This window comes from Embleya sp. NPDC056575 (genome assembly GCF_042793325.1).
GTDB lineage: Bacteria > Actinomycetota > Actinomycetes > Streptomycetales > Streptomycetaceae > Embleya.
The window spans coordinates 64189-87683 of sequence record NZ_JBHTVA010000049.1; the positions used below are offsets into that span (position 1 = coordinate 64189).

23 protein-coding genes are annotated in these 23495 nt (G+C 73.4%); 15 read left to right on the forward strand and 8 right to left on the reverse strand.

All coding sequences use genetic code 11. The features are described 5' to 3' along the window. Positions 1-12: 12 nt before the first annotated feature. On the forward strand, positions 13-213 hold the full coding sequence (locus tag ACFRCG_RS32460) for a hypothetical protein (protein WP_380038051.1): 201 nt from the start codon (positions 13-15) through the stop codon (positions 211-213). 69 nt (positions 214-282) lie between these two features. Here the strand turns inward: ACFRCG_RS32460 and ACFRCG_RS32465 are convergent, their stop codons facing one another. Continuing rightward, positions 283-1125, reverse strand: a complete 843-nt coding sequence (locus tag ACFRCG_RS32465; protein WP_380038053.1) for a helix-turn-helix transcriptional regulator — start codon at positions 1123-1125, stop codon at positions 283-285. A 101-nt stretch (positions 1126-1226) separates the two neighbouring features. Between ACFRCG_RS32465 and ACFRCG_RS32470 the strand changes: the two genes are divergently transcribed. The 3 genes from ACFRCG_RS32470 (at position 1227) to ACFRCG_RS32480 (ending at position 3999) form a co-directional block, all read left to right on the forward strand. Continuing rightward, positions 1227-2036: an SDR family oxidoreductase gene (locus ACFRCG_RS32470; protein WP_380038055.1), complete on the forward strand. Its 810-nt coding sequence runs from the start codon at positions 1227-1229 to the stop codon at positions 2034-2036. Between the two features lie 41 nt (positions 2037-2077). Further along, the gene (locus ACFRCG_RS32475; protein WP_380038058.1) at positions 2078-2941 is read left to right on the forward strand and encodes an oxidoreductase; all 864 of its coding nucleotides are present in this window, start codon (positions 2078-2080) and stop codon (positions 2939-2941) included. Positions 2942-3039: 98 nt separating this feature from the next. Then, positions 3040-3999, forward strand: coding sequence for a GlxA family transcriptional regulator (locus ACFRCG_RS32480; protein ID WP_380038060.1), 960 nt, complete (start codon positions 3040-3042; stop codon positions 3997-3999). A gap of 36 nt (positions 4000-4035) precedes the next feature. On the opposite strand, the gene ACFRCG_RS32485 is transcribed toward ACFRCG_RS32480, so the two are convergent. Both ACFRCG_RS32485 and ACFRCG_RS32490 read right to left on the reverse strand, forming a co-directional pair. After that, positions 4036-4845, reverse strand: a complete 810-nt coding sequence (locus tag ACFRCG_RS32485; RefSeq protein WP_380038062.1) for a helix-turn-helix domain-containing protein — start codon at positions 4843-4845, stop codon at positions 4036-4038. 204 nt (positions 4846-5049) lie between these two features. Next, positions 5050-5886 (reverse strand): class I SAM-dependent methyltransferase, encoded by an 837-nt coding sequence (locus tag ACFRCG_RS32490; protein WP_380038064.1) that lies wholly within the window; start codon positions 5884-5886, stop codon positions 5050-5052. 100 nt (positions 5887-5986) lie between these two features. Between ACFRCG_RS32490 and ACFRCG_RS32495 the strand changes: the two genes are divergently transcribed. Next, on the forward strand, positions 5987-6628 hold the full coding sequence (locus ACFRCG_RS32495; protein ID WP_380038066.1) for a TetR/AcrR family transcriptional regulator: 642 nt from the start codon (positions 5987-5989) through the stop codon (positions 6626-6628). 183 nt (positions 6629-6811) lie between these two features. Then, positions 6812-7138 (forward strand): STAS domain-containing protein, encoded by a 327-nt coding sequence (locus ACFRCG_RS32500; protein WP_380038068.1) that lies wholly within the window; start codon positions 6812-6814, stop codon positions 7136-7138. A gap of 67 nt (positions 7139-7205) precedes the next feature. On the opposite strand, the gene ACFRCG_RS32505 is transcribed toward ACFRCG_RS32500, so the two are convergent. Next, positions 7206-10517 (reverse strand): amidohydrolase family protein, encoded by a 3312-nt coding sequence (locus ACFRCG_RS32505; protein WP_380038070.1) that lies wholly within the window; start codon positions 10515-10517, stop codon positions 7206-7208. A 389-nt stretch (positions 10518-10906) separates the two neighbouring features. On the opposite strand from ACFRCG_RS32505, the gene ACFRCG_RS32510 reads away from it, so the two are divergent. Further along, the gene (locus tag ACFRCG_RS32510; protein ID WP_380038072.1) at positions 10907-12295 is read left to right on the forward strand and encodes a salicylate synthase; all 1389 of its coding nucleotides are present in this window, start codon (positions 10907-10909) and stop codon (positions 12293-12295) included. Positions 12296-12457: 162 nt separating this feature from the next. Beyond that, positions 12458-13111 (forward strand): GNAT family N-acetyltransferase, encoded by a 654-nt coding sequence (locus tag ACFRCG_RS32515; RefSeq protein ID WP_380038074.1) that lies wholly within the window; start codon positions 12458-12460, stop codon positions 13109-13111. Between the two features lie 72 nt (positions 13112-13183). Here the strand turns inward: ACFRCG_RS32515 and ACFRCG_RS32520 are convergent, their stop codons facing one another. Next, on the reverse strand, positions 13184-13921 hold the full coding sequence (locus tag ACFRCG_RS32520; protein WP_380038077.1) for a hypothetical protein: 738 nt from the start codon (positions 13919-13921) through the stop codon (positions 13184-13186). After that, positions 13918-14394: a hypothetical protein gene (locus ACFRCG_RS32525; protein ID WP_380038079.1), complete on the reverse strand. Its 477-nt coding sequence runs from the start codon at positions 14392-14394 to the stop codon at positions 13918-13920. Before ACFRCG_RS32525 ends, ACFRCG_RS32520 begins: the two co-directional genes overlap by 4 nt. A gap of 691 nt (positions 14395-15085) precedes the next feature. Here ACFRCG_RS32525 and ACFRCG_RS32530 point away from each other — a divergent pair. The 6 genes from ACFRCG_RS32530 to ACFRCG_RS32555 all read left to right on the forward strand — a co-directional run bounded on the left by ACFRCG_RS32530 (position 15086) and on the right by ACFRCG_RS32555 (position 20148). Further along, positions 15086-15889 (forward strand): RNA polymerase sigma factor, encoded by an 804-nt coding sequence (locus ACFRCG_RS32530; RefSeq protein WP_380038081.1) that lies wholly within the window; start codon positions 15086-15088, stop codon positions 15887-15889. 131 nt (positions 15890-16020) lie between these two features. Beyond that, positions 16021-16842 carry an SAM-dependent methyltransferase gene (locus ACFRCG_RS32535; protein ID WP_380038083.1) on the forward strand — a complete coding sequence of 274 codons (822 nt, stop codon included), beginning with the start codon at positions 16021-16023 and terminating at the stop codon, positions 16840-16842. Positions 16843-17471: 629 nt separating this feature from the next. Continuing rightward, entirely contained in the window at positions 17472-18647 is a 1176-nt protein-coding gene (locus ACFRCG_RS32540) for an isochorismate synthase MenF (protein WP_380038085.1), read from the forward strand. 131 nt (positions 18648-18778) lie between these two features. Further along, a complete protein-coding gene (locus tag ACFRCG_RS32545; RefSeq protein ID WP_380038087.1) occupies positions 18779-19105 on the forward strand; it encodes a hypothetical protein in 327 nt (108 codons plus the stop codon). Positions 19106-19289: 184 nt separating this feature from the next. Continuing rightward, positions 19290-19730, forward strand: a complete 441-nt coding sequence (locus tag ACFRCG_RS32550; RefSeq protein ID WP_380009333.1) for a helix-turn-helix transcriptional regulator — start codon at positions 19290-19292, stop codon at positions 19728-19730. A gap of 10 nt (positions 19731-19740) precedes the next feature. Continuing rightward, positions 19741-20148, forward strand: a complete 408-nt coding sequence (locus tag ACFRCG_RS32555; RefSeq protein ID WP_380038089.1) for a VOC family protein — start codon at positions 19741-19743, stop codon at positions 20146-20148. A gap of 23 nt (positions 20149-20171) precedes the next feature. Here the strand turns inward: ACFRCG_RS32555 and ACFRCG_RS32560 are convergent, their stop codons facing one another. Then, positions 20172-20954 (reverse strand): SAM-dependent methyltransferase, encoded by a 783-nt coding sequence (locus ACFRCG_RS32560; RefSeq protein ID WP_380038091.1) that lies wholly within the window; start codon positions 20952-20954, stop codon positions 20172-20174. A gap of 553 nt (positions 20955-21507) precedes the next feature. Continuing rightward, entirely contained in the window at positions 21508-22353 is an 846-nt protein-coding gene (locus ACFRCG_RS32565; RefSeq protein ID WP_380038093.1) for an SAM-dependent methyltransferase, read from the reverse strand. Positions 22354-22796: 443 nt separating this feature from the next. Here ACFRCG_RS32565 and ACFRCG_RS32570 point away from each other — a divergent pair, with 443 nt between their 5' ends. Next, the gene (locus ACFRCG_RS32570) at positions 22797-23180 is read left to right on the forward strand and encodes a hypothetical protein (RefSeq protein WP_380038095.1); all 384 of its coding nucleotides are present in this window, start codon (positions 22797-22799) and stop codon (positions 23178-23180) included. Positions 23181-23495: the final 315 nt, after the last annotated feature.

The following is a 23495-nucleotide window of genomic DNA, read 5'->3' on the forward strand; positions in this document are numbered from 1 at the left end:
GAGGAACATCCCATGGACATCGGTACCAGGGTCGAAGCGGTCGGGGACCTGGGCGGCGGCCTCACCCAATCCGTCCCCGCCGGAACCCGGGGCGTCGTCGTGGGCAGCCGGTTCGACGGCCGACTGGAGGTCGCCTTCACCCTGGCGGGCCTCCTCGGCGGCACCCGGTCGGTGACGGTCGCGGTCGCGCCGAACAAGGTGAAGCCACTGTGAGGAGGGCCGGGGCGACCGGGGACACCCGCCACACCCGCCACAGCGGGGCATAGGGCTCGCAGACCCGCCCTATCGGGGCTCGTCTCCGGGTTCCGCCCGGCCCGCCGCCAAGCTGCCGAGCAGGCACAGTGCCTGCTCGGTGGCGCTGCCCGGCTCCGCCTGATACACCACCAATTGCTGCCCCGGTGCGCTGTTCACCGTCAACGACTCGTAGGACAACACCAGTTCGCCCACGGCCCGATGCCGGAAACGTTTGGCCTCGGTGCTCTTGCGGCGAACCTCGTGTCGGGCCCACAGCCGGGCGAAGTCCTGGCTGCGCAGCGACAGTTCACCCACCAGCGAGGCCAGCGCCGGGTCCCCGGGATCATCGCCCGCGCACGAGCGCAGCGACGCGACGGTGTTGCGCGCCGCCTGCTCCCAGTCCGGGTAGAACGTGCGCCCGGCCGGGTCGAGGAAGAGCAGCCTGAGCAGATTGCGTTCGGGCCCGTCGAACAGCGCCGCGCCCAGTGTGTTCGCGGCCAGGATGTCCATGTAGCGGCCCAATACGACGGCCGGCTGCCGATCCCAGGACTGCATCATTCGCACCAACAGCGGACTCACCCGCTCGGCCCGCCGTACCGGCGAGCGGCGGCGCGGCGCCGGGCGGGCCAGTCGGCGCAGGTGCTCCGCCGCGTCGTCCCCCAGGCGCAGTGCGCGGGCCAGCGCGTCGACGACCTGCTCGGACGGGCCGCGCTCGCGACCCTGCTCCAGGCGTACGTAGTAGTCGGTACTGACCCCGGCCAGCGCCGCGACCTCCTCTCGGCGCAGTCCCGGCGTGCGGCGGCGACCGGCGTGCACGATCCCCGTCGTCGCCACGTCGACCGCCTCACGGCGGGCGCGCAGGAAGGTGCCGAGGGCGTTGTCGCTGTCCATGCCTCGACGGTACGACGAGGGGAGGCGGGCAGCCAGGGTGTGGTACTCCCAGGGTGGGCGGCGGCCTGGTTGGGTCGGCGGACCCCGGCCAGCCTGGAGCCATGACACACACCGAACGACACAGCGGCACCGCCGGCGGCACGACCCCTCGGCTCCCCCTGCACGGCCGGGTGGCGGTGGTCACCGGCGCCTCCAGCGGCATCGGCGCCGCGACCGCCCGCGTACTGGCCGCGGCGGGCGCCGACGTCGCCGCCCTCGGTCGCCGTGCGGACCGACTGGAGGCACTGGCGAAGGAGCGCGTCGACGCCGACACCGGCGGCACGATCGTGCCCGTGCCCGTCGACGTCCGCGACCTGGCGGCGATGCGGCACGCCGCCGGCGTCGTGCACGAGCGGCTCGGCGCCGTCGACCTGGTCGTGGCGTCGGCCGGGGTGATGCTCGGCGGCGCCTTCGAGCAGGCGGAGACGGTCGAGTGGGACCGAATGCTCGACGTCAATCTGACCGGACTGCTGTACACGGGGCGGGTGTTCGTCGACGACCTGCTGGCCGCCGCGGCGGCCGGACGCCCCGCCGACCTGGTGCACATCGGCTCGTTGGGCGGCCAACGGCCGTTCCCCGGTTGGTCGGTGTACTGCGCGACCAAGGCGGCCGTGGCGCACCTGAGTCGGGGACTGCGCGCCGAGTTGGGCCCGCGCGGCGTACGGGTCGCGAACGTGGAACCCGGCGTCACGCTCACCGAGTTGGGCGACGACATGCACGACCCGGCGAGCCGTGAGCAACTGGCCGCGATGCGCACCGCGAACACCCCGCTGTCCGCCGAGGACGTGGCCGCCGCCGTCGGGCACGCCGTCGCCGCGCCCGCGCACGTCAACTTCGCGGAACTGCTCCTGGTACCGACGGGCCAGGGGTGAGTCCCATGTCGCCCAGGAATCGACCCACGAAGGACATTTCGATGGACATCCCGGCCTCCTCCGTATCCACTCCCGTCTGGTTCGTCACCGGCTGTTCGTCCGGCCTGGGGCGGGCGATCGCGCTGCACGCGCTCGAACGCGGGGATCGGGTCGTGCTGACCGCCCGCGATCCGGGTGCCGTCGCCGAGGCGGTCGGCGGGTACGGCGATCGTGCGCTCGTGCTCCCGCTCGACGTCACCGACGCCGAGGCGATCGCCGCCGCCGTGGCCGCCGCCGAGACCACGTTCGGCCGGATCGACGTGCTGGTCAACAACGCCGGCTACGGCTACCTGGCCGCCGTCGAGGAGGGTGAGGACGACGAGATACGGCGGCTGTTCGACACCAACGTCCTCGGTGTCGCCGCCGTCACCCGGGCCGTGCTGCCCGGCATGCGCGCCCGGCGGTCCGGCCACGTGGTCACCATCGGCTCGATCGGCGGACTGGTCGCGTTCGGCGCGACCGGCTACTACCACGCCACCAAGTTCGCGCTGGAGGGCCTGTGCGAGTCGTTGGCCGCCGAGGTCGCGCCGCTGGGGATCCGGGTGACCATCGTGGAGCCGGCCGCGTTCCGGACGAACTGGTCGGGCCCTTCGATGCGGGAGTCCGCCGTCCGGATCGCCGACTACGCGGACACCGCCGGCGCCCGCCGGGCCGCCACGCGCGCGACGTACGGGCGGCAGCCGGGCGACCCGGACCGTGCCGCCGCCGCGATCGCCGCCGTGGTCGACGCCCCCGAACCCCCGCTGCGGCTGCTGCTCGGGGAGGCGGCGGTGCACATCGCCGACGCCCGACTGGATGCGCTGCGTGACGGGTTCGCGGCGTGGCGACAGGTGAGCCTGGGCGCGGACTTCCCGCCCGAGAGGTGAGGCGGGCGGTGTCCGGGCCGGGGTCGGGCGGCGCGCGGTCGGTGCCCGATCCCGGGTGCGGTTGTGGCGGTTTTCCGGTGGCCGGGTACATTCCCGCCATGCACATCGTCGCCATCCTCGCCCTGGACGGGGTGATCCCGTTCGATCTGGCCACCCCGATCGGGGTGTTCACCCTTTCCCGGCTCCCGGACGGTCGGCCCGGCTACGACGTGCGGGTGTGCGCCGAGCAGCCGGAGGTCGACGCCGGCCTGTTCACCCTGCGGGCGCCGTGGGGGTTGGACGGGCTGGCGGGCGCGGACACGATCATCGTCCCCGGGACCGCCGACCCGCTGAACCCGCTCAGCCCCGCCGTGCGCGAGGCGCTGCGCACGGCGGCGCGGAAGGGGACCCGGATCGCCTCGATCTGCGTGGGCACCTTCCCCCTGGCCGCCACGGGGCTCCTGGACGGCCTGCGCGCCACCACGCACTGGATCGCGGCCGACCTCCTGGCCGAACACCACCCGTCCGTCGAGGTCGACCCGGACGTGTTGTACGTGGACAACGACCGCATCCTCACCTCCGCCGGCGCCGCCGCCGGGATGGACCTGTGTCTGCACATGATCCGCCGCGACTACGGTTCGGCGGTCGCCGCCGACGCCGCCCGGCTGTCCGTCATGCCGCTGGAACGCGAGGGCGGGCAGGCGCAGTTCATCGTGCACGACCATGTCCCGACACCGCAGGGTTCGGCCCTGGAGCCGCTGCTCGCGTGGTTGCGGGACAACCTGGGCGCCGAACTCACCCTCGCCGACATCGCCGCCCGGGCGGGAACCAGCACCCGCACCCTGATCCGCCGCTTCCGCGAGCACACCGGCACCACGCCGCTGCAATGGCTGCACCGCGCGCGCATTCGCCAGGCCCAGCACCTCCTGGAGACCACCGGCCACCCGGTCGAACGCATCGGCGCCCAGGTCGGGTTCGGCTCGCCCACCGCCTTCCGCGACCGCTTCAAGAAGACCACCGGCGTCAGCCCCCACACCTACCGCCGTACCTTCGGCTCGGCGCAACCGGCGTGTCCCTGACCACGCCCGACGTCCGGCCCGGCCGCGTGCCGCGGCTCAGGACGGCCGCGACTCGACCGCCGGGAGCATGGCCAGCAGGTGCCGGCCGTCGGTGTCCTCGTGGTGCAGGAACACCACCTCGCAGGTGCCGAACACCCGCAGCCGTACGTGGTGGCGCGGTCGCGGACTGCACGGCAGTACGCACCGGTGCCAGCGGGTCGCGGCGCCCGGATGGGCCAGCAGGGTCCGCACCAGTGCGGCGACCGTCGGGTCGTCGCCGTAGCGTACGTAGGTGAGTTGCGCGGTGGTGACCGCGTCGCGGCGCACCGCGTCGATGTCGGCGAACGTCGCCGCCGCCTCGTCGCCGAAGATCCAGTCCAGCACGTTAGGCGGGCCCGCCGGCGCCCGGCGGTGGTGCAGCGCGGGGAAGCAGGCGAACACCATGTCGTTGGCGGCGAGCACGTTCCAGGCGTGGTCGGTGAGGATCGCCGGATTGGGGGACAACCGGCACAGGGTCTCCCGGTCGTCGTGCGACACGTCCGGGTCCGGTCTGGGGACGGGCCGGGGGAACACCGTCGAGTCCGGCCCCGTGGCGAGCAGGTGCAGCAGTCCGCGCTCCCGGTGCGGGACGCGCAACGTGTCCGCGACCCGGGCGAGCCGATGCGGGTCGAAGGCGACCCGGTCGCCCCGTTCGAGATGCCCGTACCAGCGCAGACTCACCCGGGCCCGGCCGGCGACGTCCTCCTGGCGCGGAATCCGGTTCGCCGCGCCGGCGAGGCCGAGCCCGGGCACGGCCGGGACCAGCCGGGTGCGATATCCGATCAGCATGCGGTGCAGGAGGGCGCGCCGAAGTCCCTCGTGATCCACGATCGACCTCCCGAGCCGGGGCACGGCGACAAGACGGCAGCGGCGGAGCCGGCATCACGGGTCGGCGCCGGAGGCGCCGAACGCCTCCCCCTCGCGATGAGTGCGACCATCAGACACGCCCACCCCCCAAGGTCACAACCCCCCGACCACCCCCGACTCCACACCCCGGAACGACGGGGGCTCGAAGACACGCGCTGGTGGAGATCAGGCGGGGTCGCGGGTCGTGGTGAGGGTCAGCGTGCCGTAGTCGACGGGGACGTCGCCGCCCGCCGCGTCGATCGCGGCGCCGAGGGCGGCCAGGAGTTCGGCCGAGGTGTCGGGGGCGAGTCGGGTGTAGGCGCCGAGGGTGGGGACCTGGTCCAGCCACTCGTCCCGGGTGTAGGTGTGCCGCCAGTCGAGTCGCCACTGCTCCGGTTCGGCGAACGCGCCCGCCGCCCGGAGGCCGTCGGCCGCCTGGGCGCACATGGTCGCGTACGCCCGGTCGATGTCCGCGGGGGTCGGCAGCGGGGCGAGGGAGTCGGGCAGCAGTCGGCGGTGGATCTCGGCGAAGGAGGCGGCGAGTTCGGGCGCGGGGGAGGCGGCGTTCCAGAACAGGGCGAGCCGGCCGCCCGGACGCAGCACCCGCGCCGCCTTGGCCGCGCCCGCGACCGGGTCCACCCAGTGCCAGGCCTGGCCGCAGACGAGCGCGTCGAAGGCGCGTCCGGCCGGGTCCCAGTCCTCGAATGTGGCGACCTCGACGTCGAGTCCGCGTCCGCGCGCCCAGGCGGCCATGCGCGGGTCCGGGTCGACGCCGAGCACCGTACATCCGGCCGCCCGGAAGCGGCGGCCGACGATGCCGGTGCCGCAGCCGACGTCCAGGATGTCCGGGCCCGGGGCGGCGGCGACGATGCGGTCCACCAGGGCCTGGGGGTAGCGGGGGCGGGTCCGGTCGTAGCGCTCGGCGTCCACGCCGAACGACTCCGCCGTCTCGCGGTGGCGGTGGGGTGGGATCGGGGGTTCGGATCGGGGCGTGTGCTCCTGCCCCGGCGGTATAGTGGGCATGTGCCCACTATGAATGGGCGCCTGCCCACTCGTCAATCGCCTCCCCGTCGAGCGCCGGGTGCGGGGCGTGGGGCGATCGAGCCGGAAGGGGCGAGTGACGATGCCGACGGGAGTGGTCCTGCGCGACGTGCGGGAGCAACTGTTCGACGCGGCCGAGCGGGTCCTGCTCCGGGACGGACCGAGTGCGCTGACCAGCCGGGCGGTGACCACCGAGGCGGGCTGCGCCAAGGGTGTCCTGCATCGGCACTTCGCCGACTTCGACGACTTCCTCGCCGAACTCGTCCGCGACCGGGTGGCCCGGATCGACGGCCGCGCGGCCACGCTGCACGGCCTGGCCGGGTCGGGCGACGTCGTCGATCACCTCGCCAAGGCGCTGATCGACCTGTTCGGATCGGTCGCCGTGGCCATCGTCGGCCTGGTCGTCTCCCGCGACGAACTGCGTGCCCGGCTGCGCCGCACCACACCCACCGGCGTGCCGATCCTGACCGAGGCCACGGCGATGATCGCCGGCTATCTCGCCGCCGAGCGCGCCCTGGGCCGGCTCGTCCCGGACGCCGATCCCGACACGCTCGCGCCCATGCTGGTCGGCACCGGGCACCTGCTCTTCGCCGACCGCAAGGGCACACCGCCCACGCGCGAGACGGTGCATCGGGCGGTGCGCACCTTCCTGGCGGGTGTGCTGTCGGGGCCTCGCGCCGATCATCGGTGCGCACCTCCGGAAGAAGGTTCCGGAATGCATTGACGCGGGTTTCGGGGCGTCCGATGCTGGATGCAGGCCAACCCGACAGATGTTGACGAAACGTGCATACGGTACGCAAGGGAGTCGACCATGTCTCGACGACCGCGTCGCCCCGAGCCTCGCGGCGGGGGTGGATCCTCCGCACCACCGCCGCGGCCGAGCCGACCCGAGCGGTACCAACAACCCGTGCCCGCCTCCGAACTGCTGCGCCTGTACGTCACCGCCGACGGGGAACCGGTCCTGCTCCGGGTCGCCGGCGAGATCGACGTGGCCACCGGTCCGCGATTGTGCCGAGCGCTCGGCCGGGTGCTCGACAGCGGCGCGGAGCACGTGCACGTCGACCTCGCGGACGTGACCTTCTGCGACAGCACGATCGTCCACGCGCTGTTGCACGCGCGCACCCGGGCCGGCGCGCGGGGCACCATGCTGACCCTGGATCCGGGCGAATGGGCCCGCCGCCTGCTCGACATCACCGGGACGACACATCTGTTCACGCTGCGCCGACACCCCTGAGCGCGTGCCTTCCGAGACCATCGGCCCCTGACGACTCGCGTCCTCGCCCGCCGGCGGTTCGGTGGAGTCAGCCGCAACAGCCGTCCCGCCGCAACTCCAGGGCGATGGCCAACCAGTCGTCGGCGGGCTCGGGTTCGGGGCGGGCGTGCCGTCCTGCTCCGGGCGGCGTCACGCGGGCCCGGCCGGCGGCGGGTGCGGAGGGGGCGGGCGCCGGGAAGGAGCGGACCAGGTCGTCGCGGTGGAAGGCGGTGCCGCCGCGTACCGCCGAGACGGTGCGGACCAGGGTGTCGAAGTCGGTGAACGGATCGCCGTCCACGATGGTCAGGTCGGCCAGCCTGCCCGTCTCCAGCGTGCCCAGGTCGCGGTCCACGGCGAAGAGTCGGGCCGGCAGCACGGTGGCGGTGCGCAGTGCCTGGGCGGGGGACAGGCCGTGGGCGTGCAGGGCGCGCAGTCCCAGGTGCAGGTGCAGGCCCACCGGGACCAGGGGCGCGTCGGTACCCAGGGCGACCCGGCCGCCGGCGCTCAGGATGCGGCGGTAGATGCCCATCTCGGTGCCCAGCGCGGCCAGTTGGGCGGGTGTGGGTGGGCGGCCGGCGAGTTGGCGGACCAGCGCCGTGTGCCAGGGCGGCATCAGCACGGTGACCCGGTCGTCGGCGGCCAGGGCCGGGTCGGCGCCGATCAGCGGCAGTGCGGTGAACGGCGTGGCGATCATGGCGAAGTCGCCGGTGGTGTAGATCTCGTGCACGTCCTGGTACGAGTGGCCCGTCGCCGAGACGGCGCGGCCGAACTCGATGCGCTGGGTCGCGTTCAGATGGGTCGTCAGGTCCTGGCCCGTCTCGATCCCGGGCGAACACAGGTGACTTCCGGCGGGTACGCCCAACTCGTCGTGGGCGTACCGCGCCGCCTGGGCCATCAGCCAGGTGGGGGCGCGCACGTACGTCTTCACGAAGTCCCAGTCGAGCGCGGCGGCGCGGGCCAGCGACCGGGTGAGCCCGGCCGGCGTGCGGTGGCTGCGGCCCATGCTGTACGCCACCCGTGCCCCGTCGAGGAGTTCGCCGGTGCTCAGCAGGCGGGGGCCGGCCACCTCGCCGGCGTTGATCGCCTCCTTCAGCCGGGCCTGTTCGTAGGCGAAGCCGCCGAGCGAGACGGCGGTGGTGATGCCGTAGGCGAGTTGGGTGGCGGTCTGCCGGCCGCCGAAGGTGTACTGCCACGGGTGGGTGTGCGCGTCCCACAGGCCGGGGAGCACGGTGCGCGCGGACGCGTCGAGGGGTGGGGCGGAGGACGGGCGGCCGGGGCGATGCGGTTCGATCGCGGTGATCCGGCCGCGGTGGACGAGGATGTCGACGTCGTCGCGGGTGCGCTCGCCGGTGCCGTCCCACAGGCGTCCGGCGTGGACGACGAGGTCGGCCGGGGTGGGGTGGCGGTGGTCCAGCGCCACCCGGACGGTGCGGGCGGTGCCGGCGGCCACGTCGAACAAGCGCAATCGCCCGGCGGACAGGTAGAGCAGTCGGCCGCCGTCGGCGGACCAGGACGGATGGTCGGCGGCCTCGGTGGTCAGCTGTCGCGCCTCCCCGTCCGGAGCGCCGTCGGCGCGAACGGGCAGCAGCCACAGCGCGGATTCGACGATCACCGCCATCGAGCGCCCGTCGGGGGACCAGACCGGCCCCGAGTCGTAGCGGTCGGCGATCGAGGTGTGCGGGGCGACCGCGTACAGCCGGATCGCGCCCGGCGCCTCGTGCGCGTCGCCGGCGGGCGCGTCGACGTCGACCACCCGGATGAGGTTGTAGCCCTCGCGGAAGCGCCGGTTGAGCCGGTTGCGCTCGCACAGCGCCACGCGGCGGCCGTCCGGCGACCAACTCGGCCGCCCCGGCAGTCCGCTGCCCGACAGCGGCGGCGCGAGGACCCGTTCGGTGCCGCCGGCCAGGTCGGTCAGGACCAGGTTGCCGGACATGTCGAGGCTGACGAGCCGGCGTCCGTCGGGGGACAGGGCCGGGTGCGTGCGCCCGCCGGCCGCCAGGACCGTTTCGGTGCCGGACGCCAGGTCGAGGCGGCGTACCGCGTAGAGGCCGTCGCGGTCGTCGGCGAACACCAGGCCCCGGCCGTCGCCGGTCCAGGTCGGCGCCATGACGTAGCGGGTGGGCGCGGCGGAGAACACCCGGCGCGGCACTGCCCCACCCGAAGTCGGGGCGATCCAAAGGGAGTTCAGCGCCGCGAAGACGACCTCGCGACCGTCGGGGGACAGCGCCGGCAGGTGGATGCCGCGGACGGGCCGCACCCGGTCCGTGTCGAACTCGCGATGTTTGGCGCGGTATCGCGGTCGGTCGAGCGGCAGGGTGGCGTCGAAGGCGAACTCGGCGGCCGTGGCGGGGTCCTCGGGGCGGAGCAGCCGGAACCGTCCGTCCACGTTGAGCAGCAGCTCGCCGCCCGCACTCCAGCGCGGCGGCACCGGCAGCACGTCGCCGTCGATCGGGACCCGCGTGCCTTCGACGATCAGGGCGCACTCCCCGTCGGGCCGTTCGCTGTCGGGACCACCCATCGTGCGCAGGTACGCCAACCGCCCGGAGGCGGACAGCGCCGGGGTCATGATCTGTGTGCCGGGCGTGGTCTCGGTGTGCTCGACGGTCACCGGGCCGGTGCCGTCGGGGGGCACGGAGGCGACGGTGCGGGCGTCCGGGGACGCGCCGCCCGCGGCGGCCCGGACGAACAGGATCCGGGTGCCGTCGGGGGCCCAGGTCGGATCGAAGTCCTCCCAGGGGCCGTCCTGGAACGGGCCGTCCTGGCCGGGCAGTCCGGTGATCCGGGTGAGTGCGCCGCCGCGCACGTCGAGGACCCAGAGGCGGTACGGGCTGCCCGTGATCGGGTCGCCGTCGCGTTCGGAGGCGAACACCAGCCTGGTGCCGTCCGGGGACCAGGCGGGCGCGCGGTCGTCCCACGGGCCGTCGGTGAGTTGCCGAAGTCCGCCGCCGTCGGGGCGCATCGTCCAGACGTGGGACCGGCCGTCCCGATACGCCGAGAAGGCCAGGAGTCGGCCGTCGGGGGCGAACACCGGGCGGCCGGGCTCCAGTTCGGGGGCGGTCAGCGCGCGGGCCGGGCCGCCGTCGGGTGGGATCGCCCACAACACGCCCTGCACCTCGGCGACCAGGCCGCCGCCGACGGGATCGAGCGTCGCGGCGCCGTTGGTGGCGGCGGTGAAGGACAGCGAGTCGCGGCCGGCGGCGACCTCCGCGAACGGGTCCTGGGGAGACCGGACGCCGGGCCCGATCGCGTCGCCGATCAGCGCGCCGCCCACCGCGACACCGCCGGCGGCGATCACGAACCGGCGCCGGGTGAGTCCCGAGCGGGACGAACGGCCTTCGTCGGCCGGGTCGATGGTGTGCACGGAGCCTCCTGGTATACGACGCGCGGGGGCGGGAGGGCGGACTTCGGCAACGTATCGGTTTGTCCGGTGTGGCGATCGTCGATGCGGCCCGGGAGGCCGAGGAAACCATCCCAACGGGTGAGTCGCGGCGTGGGCTTGTCGGTCGATTCGTGTGTGCGGGCGAGTGGGCGCCGCATGGGCGGGTTACCCAACTCGCGGTGCGCGCAGCCGAGTTGGTTCGGGCGAAGCGGTCGTCGAGCGTCGGCGGGAACGCCTGGATAGTGCTTTGGCATCTCGTATTAGGTAAGGCTAACCTAAGTGAACACTGCTCAATCCGTGCGGTCGGGTGGGCGCTGTGCGCGACGCGTCGAGGCCCGGGCCGGCCGCGGTATCCGAGGACGGTGCATTCCATGACCATCGACTCCGCCACCGCCGGCACCGCCGCCGCGCCCGCCGCTGCCGCCGCGACCGACCCGCGCCGACTGTGGGTGCGCCACGAGGGGGAGTTCGATCCGCTCGACGCCGTGGTGCGGTTGGCCGAGGCCGGGGGGTTCGACGAGTCGGTCGTATACGAGGGGGAGGGGCGGTGGTGGTTCGCCGGCGGCGCCGTCGCGGAGGTGGCCGTGCATGCCGACGCCGTGGTCGGCACGAGTGAGGGGCGATGTACTCGTGTGCCGTGGGTGGGGTCGCCGGCGCGGGCGATCGAGGCGGTGCTGGCCGGGCTGCCGATCGAGGACTGGCGGCTGTACGGGTGGGTGGGCTTCGAACTCGGGCGGGCCGTGGCCGGGTTGCCGGTGGGCGCGGATCTGCTCGGGCGGCTGACGGTGCCTCGGGTCGAGGTCGGGGTGGACGAGAGGGCGCTGACCGTGTGGGCGTGCGACATCGAGGAGTTGCGGCGGGTGACGCGGATCGTGCTCGACGGCGATCGGGCGACGGCCGCGCCGAGTTGGCCGGTCGACGTCGAGGACGACGATCCCGCGCCGTTCACGGCGGCCGTGGCGGCGACGGTGGGGCGGATCCGGGCGGGCGAGGCGGACAAGGTGGTGTTGTCCCGGCGGGTGGCCGTGCCCTGTGCCGTCGACTTCCCGGCCACCTACCTGCGGGGGCGCCGGGCGAATACGCCGGCCCGGTCGTTCCTGCTGGATCTGCCGGGACTTCGGGCCGTCGGGTTCAGCCCGGAGACCGTGGTGGAGGTGGCCGGCGACCGGACCGTCACCGTGCGACCGCTCGCGGGGACGTGTCCGCGCGACGGCGACCCCGCCTTCGACGCCCGACGGCGCGGCGCGCTGTTGCGGGACGCCAAGGAGGTGCACGAACACGAGCTGTCGGCCCGTGCCGCCGAGGCCGAACTGCGCGCCCTGTGCGAGCCGGACAGCGTCGGCGTGGACGAGTTCATGGCGGTGCGGGAGCGGGGCAACGTGCACCACATCGGCTCGCGCCTGTCGGGCCGACTGGCACAGCCGTACAGCGCCTGGGACGCCCTCGTCGCGACGACTCCCGGCCTCGCCGCGACCGGCGTCCCCAGGGCGGCCGCCTACGCGGTGATCGACGCCCACGAGCCGGGCCCGCGCGGCCTCTACGGCGGCGCCGTGATCCGGGCCGGCCGGGCCGGGGAGTTGGACGCGACGCTGGCCCTGCGGATGATCCACACCCGGGACGACACCACGTGGCTACAGGCCGGCGCCGGCATCGTCCGCGACTCCCGGCCGCCCGGCGAATACCGCGAGACCTGCCACCAACTGACCACGACGGCGCCCCACATCGTTCCCCTGCCGAGCGGCTCCCCGAAGCCGCGCTGACCCTTCGTGTTCGCGCTCGCCGGCTCGTGGTCTTCGTCACCCGGGAGGGATACCGACTCGCTTTCGGGGCCGGTCGGACCTGCGGCGCCCGGGGCCTTGTGCGGATCGCCGAAGTCTCGGTTGCAGCATGTTCGGCTCGACCACTGTCCGTCGCGTGGGGACATGCCGGAGAATGTCCCGCAGCACTGGTTCGCGAGTCGGCGGGAGAGGAGCAGGTCGTTGATCGGTTTCGCGCACCGCGCCAAGGGCGGGGCCGTCCTGGGGGCCGCTCCGGGCCACCACGGGCCGTTCGGCGCCGACGCCCCGAGCGGTCCGGGCGACATACGCCTCGTGCCGCGTCCCTACACGCATTTCGACACCCAGCGCCTGCTGCACGCGCTCTACGCCCAGCAGGTCGCGCTCTACGGCTTCGCCGACCACCCCGACACCACCGAACCGCGCGATCTGGAGCCGCCCGAGGGCCTGTTGGTGGTGGCCTACGCCGGCACCGAGCCGATCGGCTGCGGCGGCTGGCGCACTCTGCCCAGTCGCACGGCGGAGATCAAGCGGCTGTATGTGGTGCCCGAACACCGGGGCCGGGGTTGTGGTCGCCGCCTGCTGGCCACCCTGGAGCACACCGCCGCCGAGGCGGGCGCGCGGCGCCTGGTGGTGGAGACCGGCGCGCGCAACATCCGTGCGCTCGCGCTGTTCGCGGCGACCGGGTACACGCCCCGCATCCCCTATGTCGAGGGCCGTGACCCGGCGATCAACCGGGCCATGACGAAGGAGTTGTTCCGCACCCTGGGCACCCGCCCCCTGTCGGCGCCCCCGCGCTGAGCGGCGCCACGGTGCCGAGCACCACCGCGCCGGGCACCACCGCGCCGAGCGGCGGCGTGCCCCGGGCCGGGGTCAGCGTCGGGGAGTCCCCCGGGCGGTGGCGACGGCGAGTTCGCGCGGCAGGGTGGGGTCGGGCACGGGTACCTCGCCGAAGTCGGGCGCGGCCGCGTCCACCGGAAGGCCGTGGATGACCCGCTCGACGGCCGGTGGCAGCCGAGGATCGACGCCGCGATGACTGGCGGCGATCAACGCGTGTCGTACGGGATCGGTGAGCAGCGGGCGGGCGGCGCACGGCACTTCGCAGGGCGCGTCGGGTGCGCTCACGCGCTCGGCCCGGCGGCGCCAGTGCACGGCGTCACGGGTCTGGCCGTGGCTGCGGTGCAGCAGGTACAGGCAGTGTGCGGCGGTGCGGTTGCCGCAGCCGGCCGCGACCTGCCACCAGAAGCGGGCGCCGTCCCCGTGGTGGGCCAGATACAGCAGCGAGGCGAACACCAGCGCGCCGTCCGGCCCGCCCTCGTGCAGCGTGGACAACCGCTGGAGCGCGTCGGTGGCCTGGTCGGCGTTGAGCACGACGGCCGCGGCCAGGGCGAGTTCGTGGGCGGCGCGCTCGCGGACGGCCCGGGGGCCGGACTCGGCGTCGGCGTCCGTACCGGCCTCGGCCGGGGTCGACGCGCCGAACAAGGCGGCGGCGATGGCCCGTTCCGCCTCGGCGTGGTCGTAGTCGTCGTATTCGTGCGCGAGGACGCCCTCCGCGCCCAGCATCTGGTCGATGGTCGGCCGGTGTTCGCGACGGTCGGGGTGAGTGCTCACGGGATGTCCTCGCTGGGGTCGGTCGTGCCCGGATGGGTGGCCGATCGGCGCAGCGCCCACCGCAGATCGCAGCGCACGCCGTCGGCGGTCGTACCGAGCAGGTCCGCGACCTGCTCCGCGGAGCAGCGCAGTCGGGTGCGCAGGATCAGTACGTCGTAGTGCCGCCCCGGGAGCGACGGGATGTGCGGCGACGCCGCGACGGCGATCCGCGCCGGGCGCGGGCCGTACTCGTCCAGATGTCGCCGGAACAGGGCCCAGGCGTACGCGTGCACGTTGGGGCGGCGCAGCGCGTGCGCCCACGTGCGGGCGAGGTCGAGGAGCGCTCGCGCGACGAGGGTCCGGGCCCGGTCCGGGTCGTCGAGGTGCACGCGCGCGTAGTCGAGCCAGGTCCCCGCGTGTGCCTGACGATAGGCGTGGAACGACACGGGCAGCGTGCGGGGTTCGCCGCCGATCGCGGCGTCGGTGGGGCTCATGGGCGGGTCGGAGGGGGACGGTCTGGGCGCCGATGGTCGCTCACGGGTGTCCTTGCCTGTTCGGGGCGCGTGTCGAGACCGGATCCGCAAGGTCGTCGATGCGGACATCGACAGGACTTCGGGATGCGCTCGAGGGGGCTTGACACACAGCCAAGCGGACGCGGAGGCCGTCTGTGCAAGTGCACGGGAAGTATTTTGTCCCATCCGGGGGGTTCGCCGCGCGGAACGGCCGACCGCGGCCCCCGGATGCGGCACACTCGGTACCCGCCCGGCGCGACCGTGTTCGCCGGGTCACCCGACCGCCGGGTGGTGGTCGCCCCGCTCGGCGTGCGATCGACTCGCGACCGCGGCGGGCATCGTGCGACGGGAAGCTCGTCGATCCCGGATAAATGATCGTAAACATGTCAAAACCTGGCCCGTTCGATCAACGGACAGCGAATACGCACTTACGTGCAGTTAGCCTTCATCTTGCACACCCGGGCTCTCCACAGGGTTTGCTGTGCCTGGGAGCGCGCCGCGCCCCGCATCGACGCCCCGGCCCACACGGGTCGGGGAGCCAACAGAGAGGTCTCCGCGTGGAGACGCAGAACCACCCTCTGCGGGTCCTCGAACCCGGCTCGCGGATGCCCCTCCCCGGGCCGGGGACGGGAGTTCCCCGCCGGACCCCACCGCGCAACAGGAAGGACGGGTCGTGACGAACCCGGGGGAACGATCCGCCGAAGGCCAACTGCCGCCCGATTTCGTCCGGTTCCACCGCAGGCACGCCACCCTGTGGTTACGGGTCGCGCACCTGGAACTGGGCGCGCGCGAGCCGGCCGCGGAAGTCGTCGAACAAAGCCTGATCGAACTGGCCACGGTCTGGGAGCGCGCGTCGGGACCCGTCGAACCGCTCGCCTGGCGCATGCTGCGCCGGCACATCGTCCGCCACATGCAACGCACCGGCAAAACCTCGGCGTTCGTGTCCACCGCCGCCTTCGACCCGGCCGCCTTCGAGGCGCTGCGCCTGCCGGCGAAGGTATTCGACACCCTCGAACACCGCATCGCGCTGTTCACCGCCGTGCACGAACTGCCCCGGGACCACCACGAGGTCTTCCTGCTCACCCGGGTCCTCGGACAGAGCAACCAGGACGCCGCCCGGCTGCTGGGCATCCGGGAGAAGACCGTGCGCGAACTCCGGCGCGACGCGATCGCGCTGCTGATGCAGGGGTTGAGCGAGGACGACCCGGACACCGCGACAGCCGCCCGCCGCGTCCTGCACCTGTCCCGCGACCAACTCGCCGAACTGGAAGGGCCCATCGGCCTGTTCCGGGCCATCGCCCGGCTGCCGGACCGGCAGTTCGAGGCGATGACGCTGCGCTACGTCCTGGAGTACTCCGATGAGACGGCCGGTCGCCTCCTGGGTATGACCGCCGCCACCGTGCGCTCGAACGTGCGACACGCGAAGGAGACGATCGCCCGCACCCTGGGCCTGCCGGAAGTCCCGGACCCGGACTGACGCGCGGTGCCGTCCCCCCATTTCGGGTAGTTCCCCGATGTGCCCCGCGGGCGGGGCCGGTTCGCGATGATCGGGCGGACGACGACCGGTACCGCGCGGAGGATCCGGTCGGCAACCAGGGGGAGACGACGGTGGCGGACGAGCCCGGACGCGGCACGGACAGGTCCTTGGAGATCGGCATCGAACGAGCGCACCCGGCCCGGATGTACGACTACTACCTGGGCGGCAGGACCAACTTCGACCCCGACCGCGAGGCGGCCGAGGCGGCGCTCGCGGCCTTTCCCACCCTGCGGATCACCGCCGAGGAGAACCGGGGGTTCCTGCTGCGCGCGGTCGAGCACCTGGCCCGGTCCGGCATCCGGCAGTTCGTCGACGTGGGCAGCGGCATCCCGGTCGCCGGCCGCAACACGCACGATGCGGCCCAGGCCGTGCGGGCCCAGGCCCGGGTGCTCTATGTGGACAACGACCCCATCGTGCTCGCGCACGCCCAGGCCCTGCTCACCAGCGGGCCCCGGGGCCGCACCGCCTACCTCAACGCCGACCCGCGACGGCCCGAAACGATCTTCGAGCACCCGGAGTTCGTGCGCTCGGTGGACTCCGACGAGCCGGTCGCGATGCTGCTCGTGGCCATCCTGCACTTCGTCGCCGACCACCAGGATCCGCTCGACCTGCTGCGCCGGCTGACCAGCCGGCTGCCCTCGGGCAGCCCGCTGGTGATCGCGCACGTGACCGGCGACTACGACCCGCAGGGCTGGGCCGGCCTGGTCCGCGCCTACGCCGACGCGGGCATCACCGTACGCCCGCGCAGTCGCGCCGAGGTGGCCGAACTCCTGGACGGCTGGGACGTGGAGGCGCCCGGGGTGGTCCCGGTGTCCCGGTGGCACCCCACCGCCGAGCCGTCCGCCGAACCCGCGCTCGTCTCCTGCTACGGGGCGGTGGCCCGCAAGCCGTGAACGCACCGCGAACGCGCACGCGACGCGGGTCGTCCGCACTCCGGCTATTCCCGGGCGCCCGGCGCGGTCGTACCCACGGGAGGGTCGGCGCGGTGCCGCTGCCCGCGACCAAGGTGCGGATCCCGTGCGCGATTTGGCTCACGATCCGAGCCGGGCGGGTCGACAGGGCGACCGCCGAGGGCCGGTTCCAGTGCCGGCCACCGGCGCATCGGAGCATCCGGCGCACCGGGAACTCCCCTGCGCGCCACGGTAGTCGGCGGCTCCGGAGGGCGGAATCCGGGTGAACAGGCGGGGCCGGCGGGCCGGTACGGAACGCGCGAACCCGCCTGCCGGGTGAGGCCGGACGCCCCGCGAGCCGGCGTCGTCCGTACCGGTCGGGGGCGGGTACGGCACGGCCGATTCCGTCCGGCGCGCAGGATGGGCCGCCGTGCTTCGGGACGCGAGCACACCACCCCCGCGCGCCCTGCCGCCGACCCGTGGACGGATGTTGCACTGGCGGGACAACGGTGATCCGCGCGGGCCGTTCCCGTCGTCGACCCTGCCCGCCACGACATCCCGTACAGCTGCCACGTCGGCGGCGCCGCCGCCCGTACACGGCCGGTCGGCGTCGCGCGGAACAGGAGTCGTCGATGCCCCTCGGCCCGGCCCGCTTCCTGCTCGCCACTTCCCGATACCTGCTGCGCGCCCACCCCGGACCGCCGCTGCGGGTCCGGCCCGGCCCGGGTCAGTTCGCCCGCGTCGCGCAGAGCGCCGAGCGGGCCCTGCGGCACGCCGGGCCCGGCCGGTGTGTGGTCGGCGCGCTCCCCTTCGACGAGAACACCCCCGCCGTGCTGGCCGTCGGTCGCATGTACAGCACGGCCCGCACCACCGTCGCGACCTGCGGAGCGGCCCCGCCCCGGCCGGCCGGACCGTCGGCCGCCGACCCCGCCTACCTGGCCGCGGTCGCCGAGGTGGTGCGGCGGCTGCGGGCCGGCGACGCGCGCAAGGTGGTGCTGGCCCGCAGCCTGACCCTGGCGGGCCGATTCGACCCCACGGTGACGCTGGATCGGCTGTACCGCAACAACCCGGGCGGACACGTCTTCCGGCTCGACCTCGACCCCTGCGCGCCCGGACCCGACGCCCACCGACCCGGCGTGCGCGGGCCCCGGCGCACCCTGGTGGGCGCCTCGCCGGAACTGCTCCTGTCCCGACACGGCGACCGACTCCTGCTCAACCCGATGGGCGGCAGCGCACCGCGACACCCCGATCCCGCACTGGACCGGGCCCGGGCCGCGGAACTGCTCGGCTCGGCCAAGGAGCGGCGCGAACACGCCCTGCTGGTGGACGAGTTGCGCCGGGTGCTGACCCCGCTGTGCACCAGGCTCGACATCCCCGACCGGCCCGAGGCGGTGGCCACCGCACGGGTATGGCACCTGTCCACCCGGATCCAGGCCAGACTGCGCCCACCGGTGCCCAGCGCGCTGGCGCTCGCGGCGCTGCTGCACCCGACCCCGGCGGTGTGCGGACTGCCCCGCGCGGCGGCCCGGACGCTGATCGACCACCTGGAGACCCACCCGCGCGGCTACTACAGCGGCCTCGTCGGCTGGATGGACCGGCACGGCGACGGCCGCTGGATCATCGCGCTGCGCTGCGCGGTGGTCGGCCGCTACGGCATCCGGCTGTGGGCGGGTGCGGGCATCCTGCCCGAATCCGACCCGGAGGCCGAACTCGCGGATACCAGCGCGAAGTTCGCCACCATGCTCGACGCCCTCGGCCCGCTCCCGGTGGAACACCGCCTGGTCCCGATGCCACCGCGCCCCGCGTGAACGCACGCCGACGCGCGAGACACGCCCTCATCCGGACGAACCGGTCGGCTGCCGCGTGATGGGGAGGTAGACCGGTCCCAGGACCCGGCCCTCCCGGGCCCTGGGACGACCACCCCGATTCGGAGATCCGTATGTACTCGCTGAAGCGGTTGGGCCGCATGGCCGCGACCATCGGTGCGGCGCTCGTGCTCTGTACCGCGATGTCCACGAGCGGCGCGTACGCCGCCACGGGCACGTTCACCTACGTCTCCCCGGACTCGGGTGCGTTGACGATCGAGAACCCGGCGAACGGGGAGTGTCTGCTCCTGCTCGAGGGCGCGGTGCAGGCCGACAACAACACCGATACCGGCGCCCGCCTGTTCTACGACCGGGGCTGTGAGGAGCCGTTGGCCGTACTGGCGCCGCGTCAGGCGCGGGACTTCGACGAGCCGATTCCGCACAGCGTGATGTTCGGCTGAGCGGGTCGCCGGGGCGGGCTCCTTCGCTTTCGCTGTCGCTTTCGCTGTCGCTTTCGCCGAGGCGGGTGTGCTCCGCCTCGGCGGCGTCCTCCGGGTGCTGTTCGCGGTCCCGTTCGCGGCCTCGTTCCCGGTCCCGTTCGCGCAGGTCGTCGGGTATGTCGGCAACCGGCGGTAGCGTGGGCGCATGACTCCGGAAGAGCTGGCCGATCTGGCCCACCTGCGGCGTGCGCGGGACCTGATCGACCGGGACTACGCGCGACCGCTCGACGTGCCGACGATGGCCCGTCGGGCGCTCATGTCGCCGGCGCACTTCTCCCGGCGGTTCCGGGCCGCCTACGGCGAGACCCCGTACAGCTACCTCATGACCCGCCGGATAGAGCGGGCGATGGCGCTGCTGCGCGGCGGGATGACGGTGACCGAGGCGTGCATGGCCGTCGGCTGTACCTCGCTCGGCTCCTTCAGCTCACGGTTCACCGAGATCGTCGGCGAGACCCCGAGCGCCTACCGCGGCCGGGAACACCCGGCGGTGGCGGCCATGCCCGCGTGCGTGGCCAAGGTGCGGACCCGGCCGGCCCGGGGCGGACCGAGCAGGATTCGAGAAGCGGGTCCCGACGACGCCGGCTAGCGTTGGGCGCATGAAGATCGCACTCCAGTACTGCCACATCACCGTCAACGACGTCGACGAGTCGCTCGGCTTCTACCGCGACGCGCTCGGCCTCGAACTGCGCAACGACGTCGCCTCCGGCGACTTCCGCTGGGTCACGCTCGGCAGCGCCACGCAGCCCGACCTCGAGATCGTGCTCTCCGAGCCGCACGCCGGCCGCTCCCAGACCGACGGCGACGCCCTTCAGGAACTGCTGGTCAAGGGCATGCTGCCGATGACCGTTTTCAGCACCGACGACCTCGACGCGACCTTCGAGCGGGTCCGGGCGTCCGGCGCCGAGGTCCTGCAGGAGCCGATGGATCAGCCGTGGGGACCGCGCGACTCCGCGTTCCGCGACCCCTCGGGCAACATGGTCCGGATCCAGCAGGACAAGGGGTAGCACCGCTCGCCTTCCGGGTCGGCTCAGCGCAGCCGGCCCACGCCCGCGAACATGTTGGTGTCCTCGACGCCGACCGGCTCCTCCCCCTCGACGGGGTGCCAGTGCTGCATCGGCACGACACCCGGCTCGACGAGGTCGCACCGGTCGGCGAACAGGGCGGTCAACTCCTCCCGGGAGCGCAGATACATCGGCACGCCCCGGCGGTTGTACACCTCGGCCAGCGCGGTCGAGCCCTTGGCCAGGTCGGCCGTCGCGGCGGTGATGGCCAGGTAGCTGCCGGGGGCCAGCGGCGCGGTCAGCTTCTCGATCAGCCCGGCGGCGTCCTCGACGAACTGCAACATCGCGATGACCGTCACCGCGACCGGTTGGCTCAGGTCGAGGGTGTCGCACAACTCGGGGGTCGAAAACAGCGCGTCGGGCTTGCGCATGTCGGCCTCGACGTAGGAGGTGCGGCCCTCCGGGGCGCTGCTCAGCAGCGCGCGGGCGTGCACGAGCACGATGGGGTCGTTGTCGACGTACACCACCCGCGACTCCGGAGCGGTCTCCTGGACCACCTCGTGCAGGTTCGGCGAGGTGGGGATGCCGGTGCCGATGTCGAGGAACTGGCGGATGCCGGCCTCGGCGGTCAACCAGTGCGCCATGCGACGCATCACCGCCCGGTTGACCCGCATGCTCGTCCACAGCCCCGGCCACACCTTGAGGGCTTCCTCGGCGGCCTCCCGGTCGGCGAGGTAGTTGTCCTTGCCGCCGAGCACGTAGTCGTACATCCGTGCCGAATGCGGCACCGTCGTATTCACCTGAACCATCCTCGGCCACTCCTGACTTCCGACTGGTAACGCGCTGGGGCCGGCAGGCTCACGGTCCTGCATCTCAGGAACGTATAAGCGAGTTTCGAATCCGACAACCGCGCCGGGTCGTTCGTCCGCTTTGCCGGCCGCGTTCCCTTGTTCGGGCCTGTCCGGCCCTGCGCGCGGGGATCCGTCAGGCCGTCCGCCGCCACCCGGTCCCGGACGCCGGACGGATACACGGGGCGGCCGTGCCGGCGGCGGACCCGGAAGCGGCGGGTGAGGTGATTCGGGGCAATGGCCCGGATCGGGAGGTGGGCGACCTCGGCCCGGGGAACGAACCGGGTTCGGGATGTACCAGCGGCTGAGGTCACCGGCGACCGAGCGGCGCGGGAAGTGCGCCCACCTCGGGTCCACGGTCACCTACAGCGCCGCGGCGAGCCCGACGCCGGCCGCGGTGGTAGCGGGGGCAGCGGGGGCAGCGGCGATCCACTCCCGTGCCGGCGCGCTTCGACGGGTGCCTGAGAAGTATTCCCACCTTCGGCAACGACGGGGGGCGCGACGTCGCCGGATCTCAGGCGGCGCGGCGGCAGTGGAAGATGCCCCAGCTCATCCGGCCGCTGCGGCAGGCGTCGACCCACAGCGGCAGGTTCTCCTGGAGGGTGGCCAGGTAGGTCGGGTCGATCACGTCGCGGAGTTCGTCGGCGCGCCGGCGGGTCTCCTCGGTCAGGCGCAGGTAGTGGGTGAGCGCCTGCTCGCTGCGGTCGTCGAAGTCGATGTGGGTCAGGCCCAGCGCGGCGATCTCGCGCAGGTAGAACGACGGCGTGGCGAACTCGTCCACCTCCAGCCGGGCCAGCACGGAGCGCAGCGCCTCGGGCGGGGTGCCGTCGGCGGCCATCAGGTCGGTGAAGACCAGGTCCCCCTCCGGGGCCAGCACACGCGCGGCCTCGGCCAGGAGTTGCCGCCGATCGCCGCTGTGGCAGAACGCCTCCTGCGACCACACCACGTCGAATTGCCCCGCCGGATACGGGATGTCCTGGAACGACCCGGTGACGACCTCGATCAGCCCGTCGAGACCGGCCTCGACGTTGGTGTCGCGATGCCGGACGTTCTGCGTCGGACTGATGTTGAGCGCGACGACCCGACACCCGAACCGCCCGGCCAGGTAGCGAGCGGGCCCGCCGTACCCCGAGCCCAGGTCCAACACCGTATGCTCCGGCCCGAGCCGCCCGGCGACCCGATCCGCCGCGAGCTCGACGGCACGGCGTGACGCGATCGCCACGGATTCGTCGGGGCGGGCGTACACGCCGGTATGGATGTCCTCGCCGCCCCACACGGCCCGATAGAAACCGTCGACGTCACCCGTGCCGTAGTAACGCCGCGCCGCCTCGGCAGCCGCGACCGCGCTCTCGTGACTCATCACCGCCACCTTCACCCTCCACTCGTGCGCCGCCACCGGGGTCGCCCGACGACAGGTCCGCTCGGATGCACCGAATCCGACGTTAGTCGGCTTCATCACTGGTGACCGGGATTCGGCAATCATCAGCTTTTTGGGGGGTGACGGGTCTGGGCGTGGTCGCCGTCTCCGTTTCCGTCTCCGTCGCCGTCTCCGTTTCAGTCGCCGACGCCGACGCCGATGGCGACGCCGACGGCGACTGAAACGGAGACGTGTCGTTCGTGCTTTCCGAGATATACGAGAGGTCCGATACCGGGCCCGTGCGATTGCCGACGTGAAGCCCGGTTGTTCTCAAGGGAGTTAGCGCTACCATCCAGCGATCGTGGCGATGAGCGGGGGAAAACGTGGGGCGTTGCGCCTGGTGGCGAACGGTGGTGTCGCGGGCCGTGCGCGGCACCACACCGGCTTTGGCAGCCGTCGTGATGATCTCCTGCTCGGTGTCGGGGGCCGACTTCGACCGCCCGTGGCACGACACCACGCGCGACTACCTGCGCGCGGTCGCCGCCGGCCGACCGGCGACCACGTTCCACGGCGCCTGCGACGGCGCGCGCGAGGAGGACACCCGCCGGGTGGTGGCGGGCGAGGGCGCCGACTTCACGTTCTCGTTCGTTAATTCCACCAGGGAGGACGACCTGGCCACGGTGAACGTCTCGATCACCGGCGCCGACCATTCGCCGTCGCCCTACTCGGTCGACCTGCGCCAAGAACACGGCAAGTGGGTGGTCTGCCACCTGGCCCCAGGCAACATCGCCATCGACGCCGGCCTCCCAGGAGACGCCCCAATCGGCTGACCGGTCCGGCGCGAGGCGCGAGGCGCGAGGCGCGAGGCGGGCTGCGGGCTGCGGGCTGCGCCTTGGGTTGCGGGTGGCCGGTGTGGCGCTGGTCAGAGTCGGTGATGGGCCGCCGCCAGCGTGCCGGGCTCCGAGACTCGGGGCGCCCGACGAGACAGGCGCGTTGCTTGGCGGAAAACCGGCCGGCAGCAGTGGCGGGGAGGGCGGTCGGGCCGGGTCCTCCGGGGTGCCTTCCCGAGGGGGTCGAGCGTTTCCGGCGGGCGTTGCGCCTTGCGTTGCGGGTGGCCGGTGTGGGGCCGGTCAGAGTCGGTGATG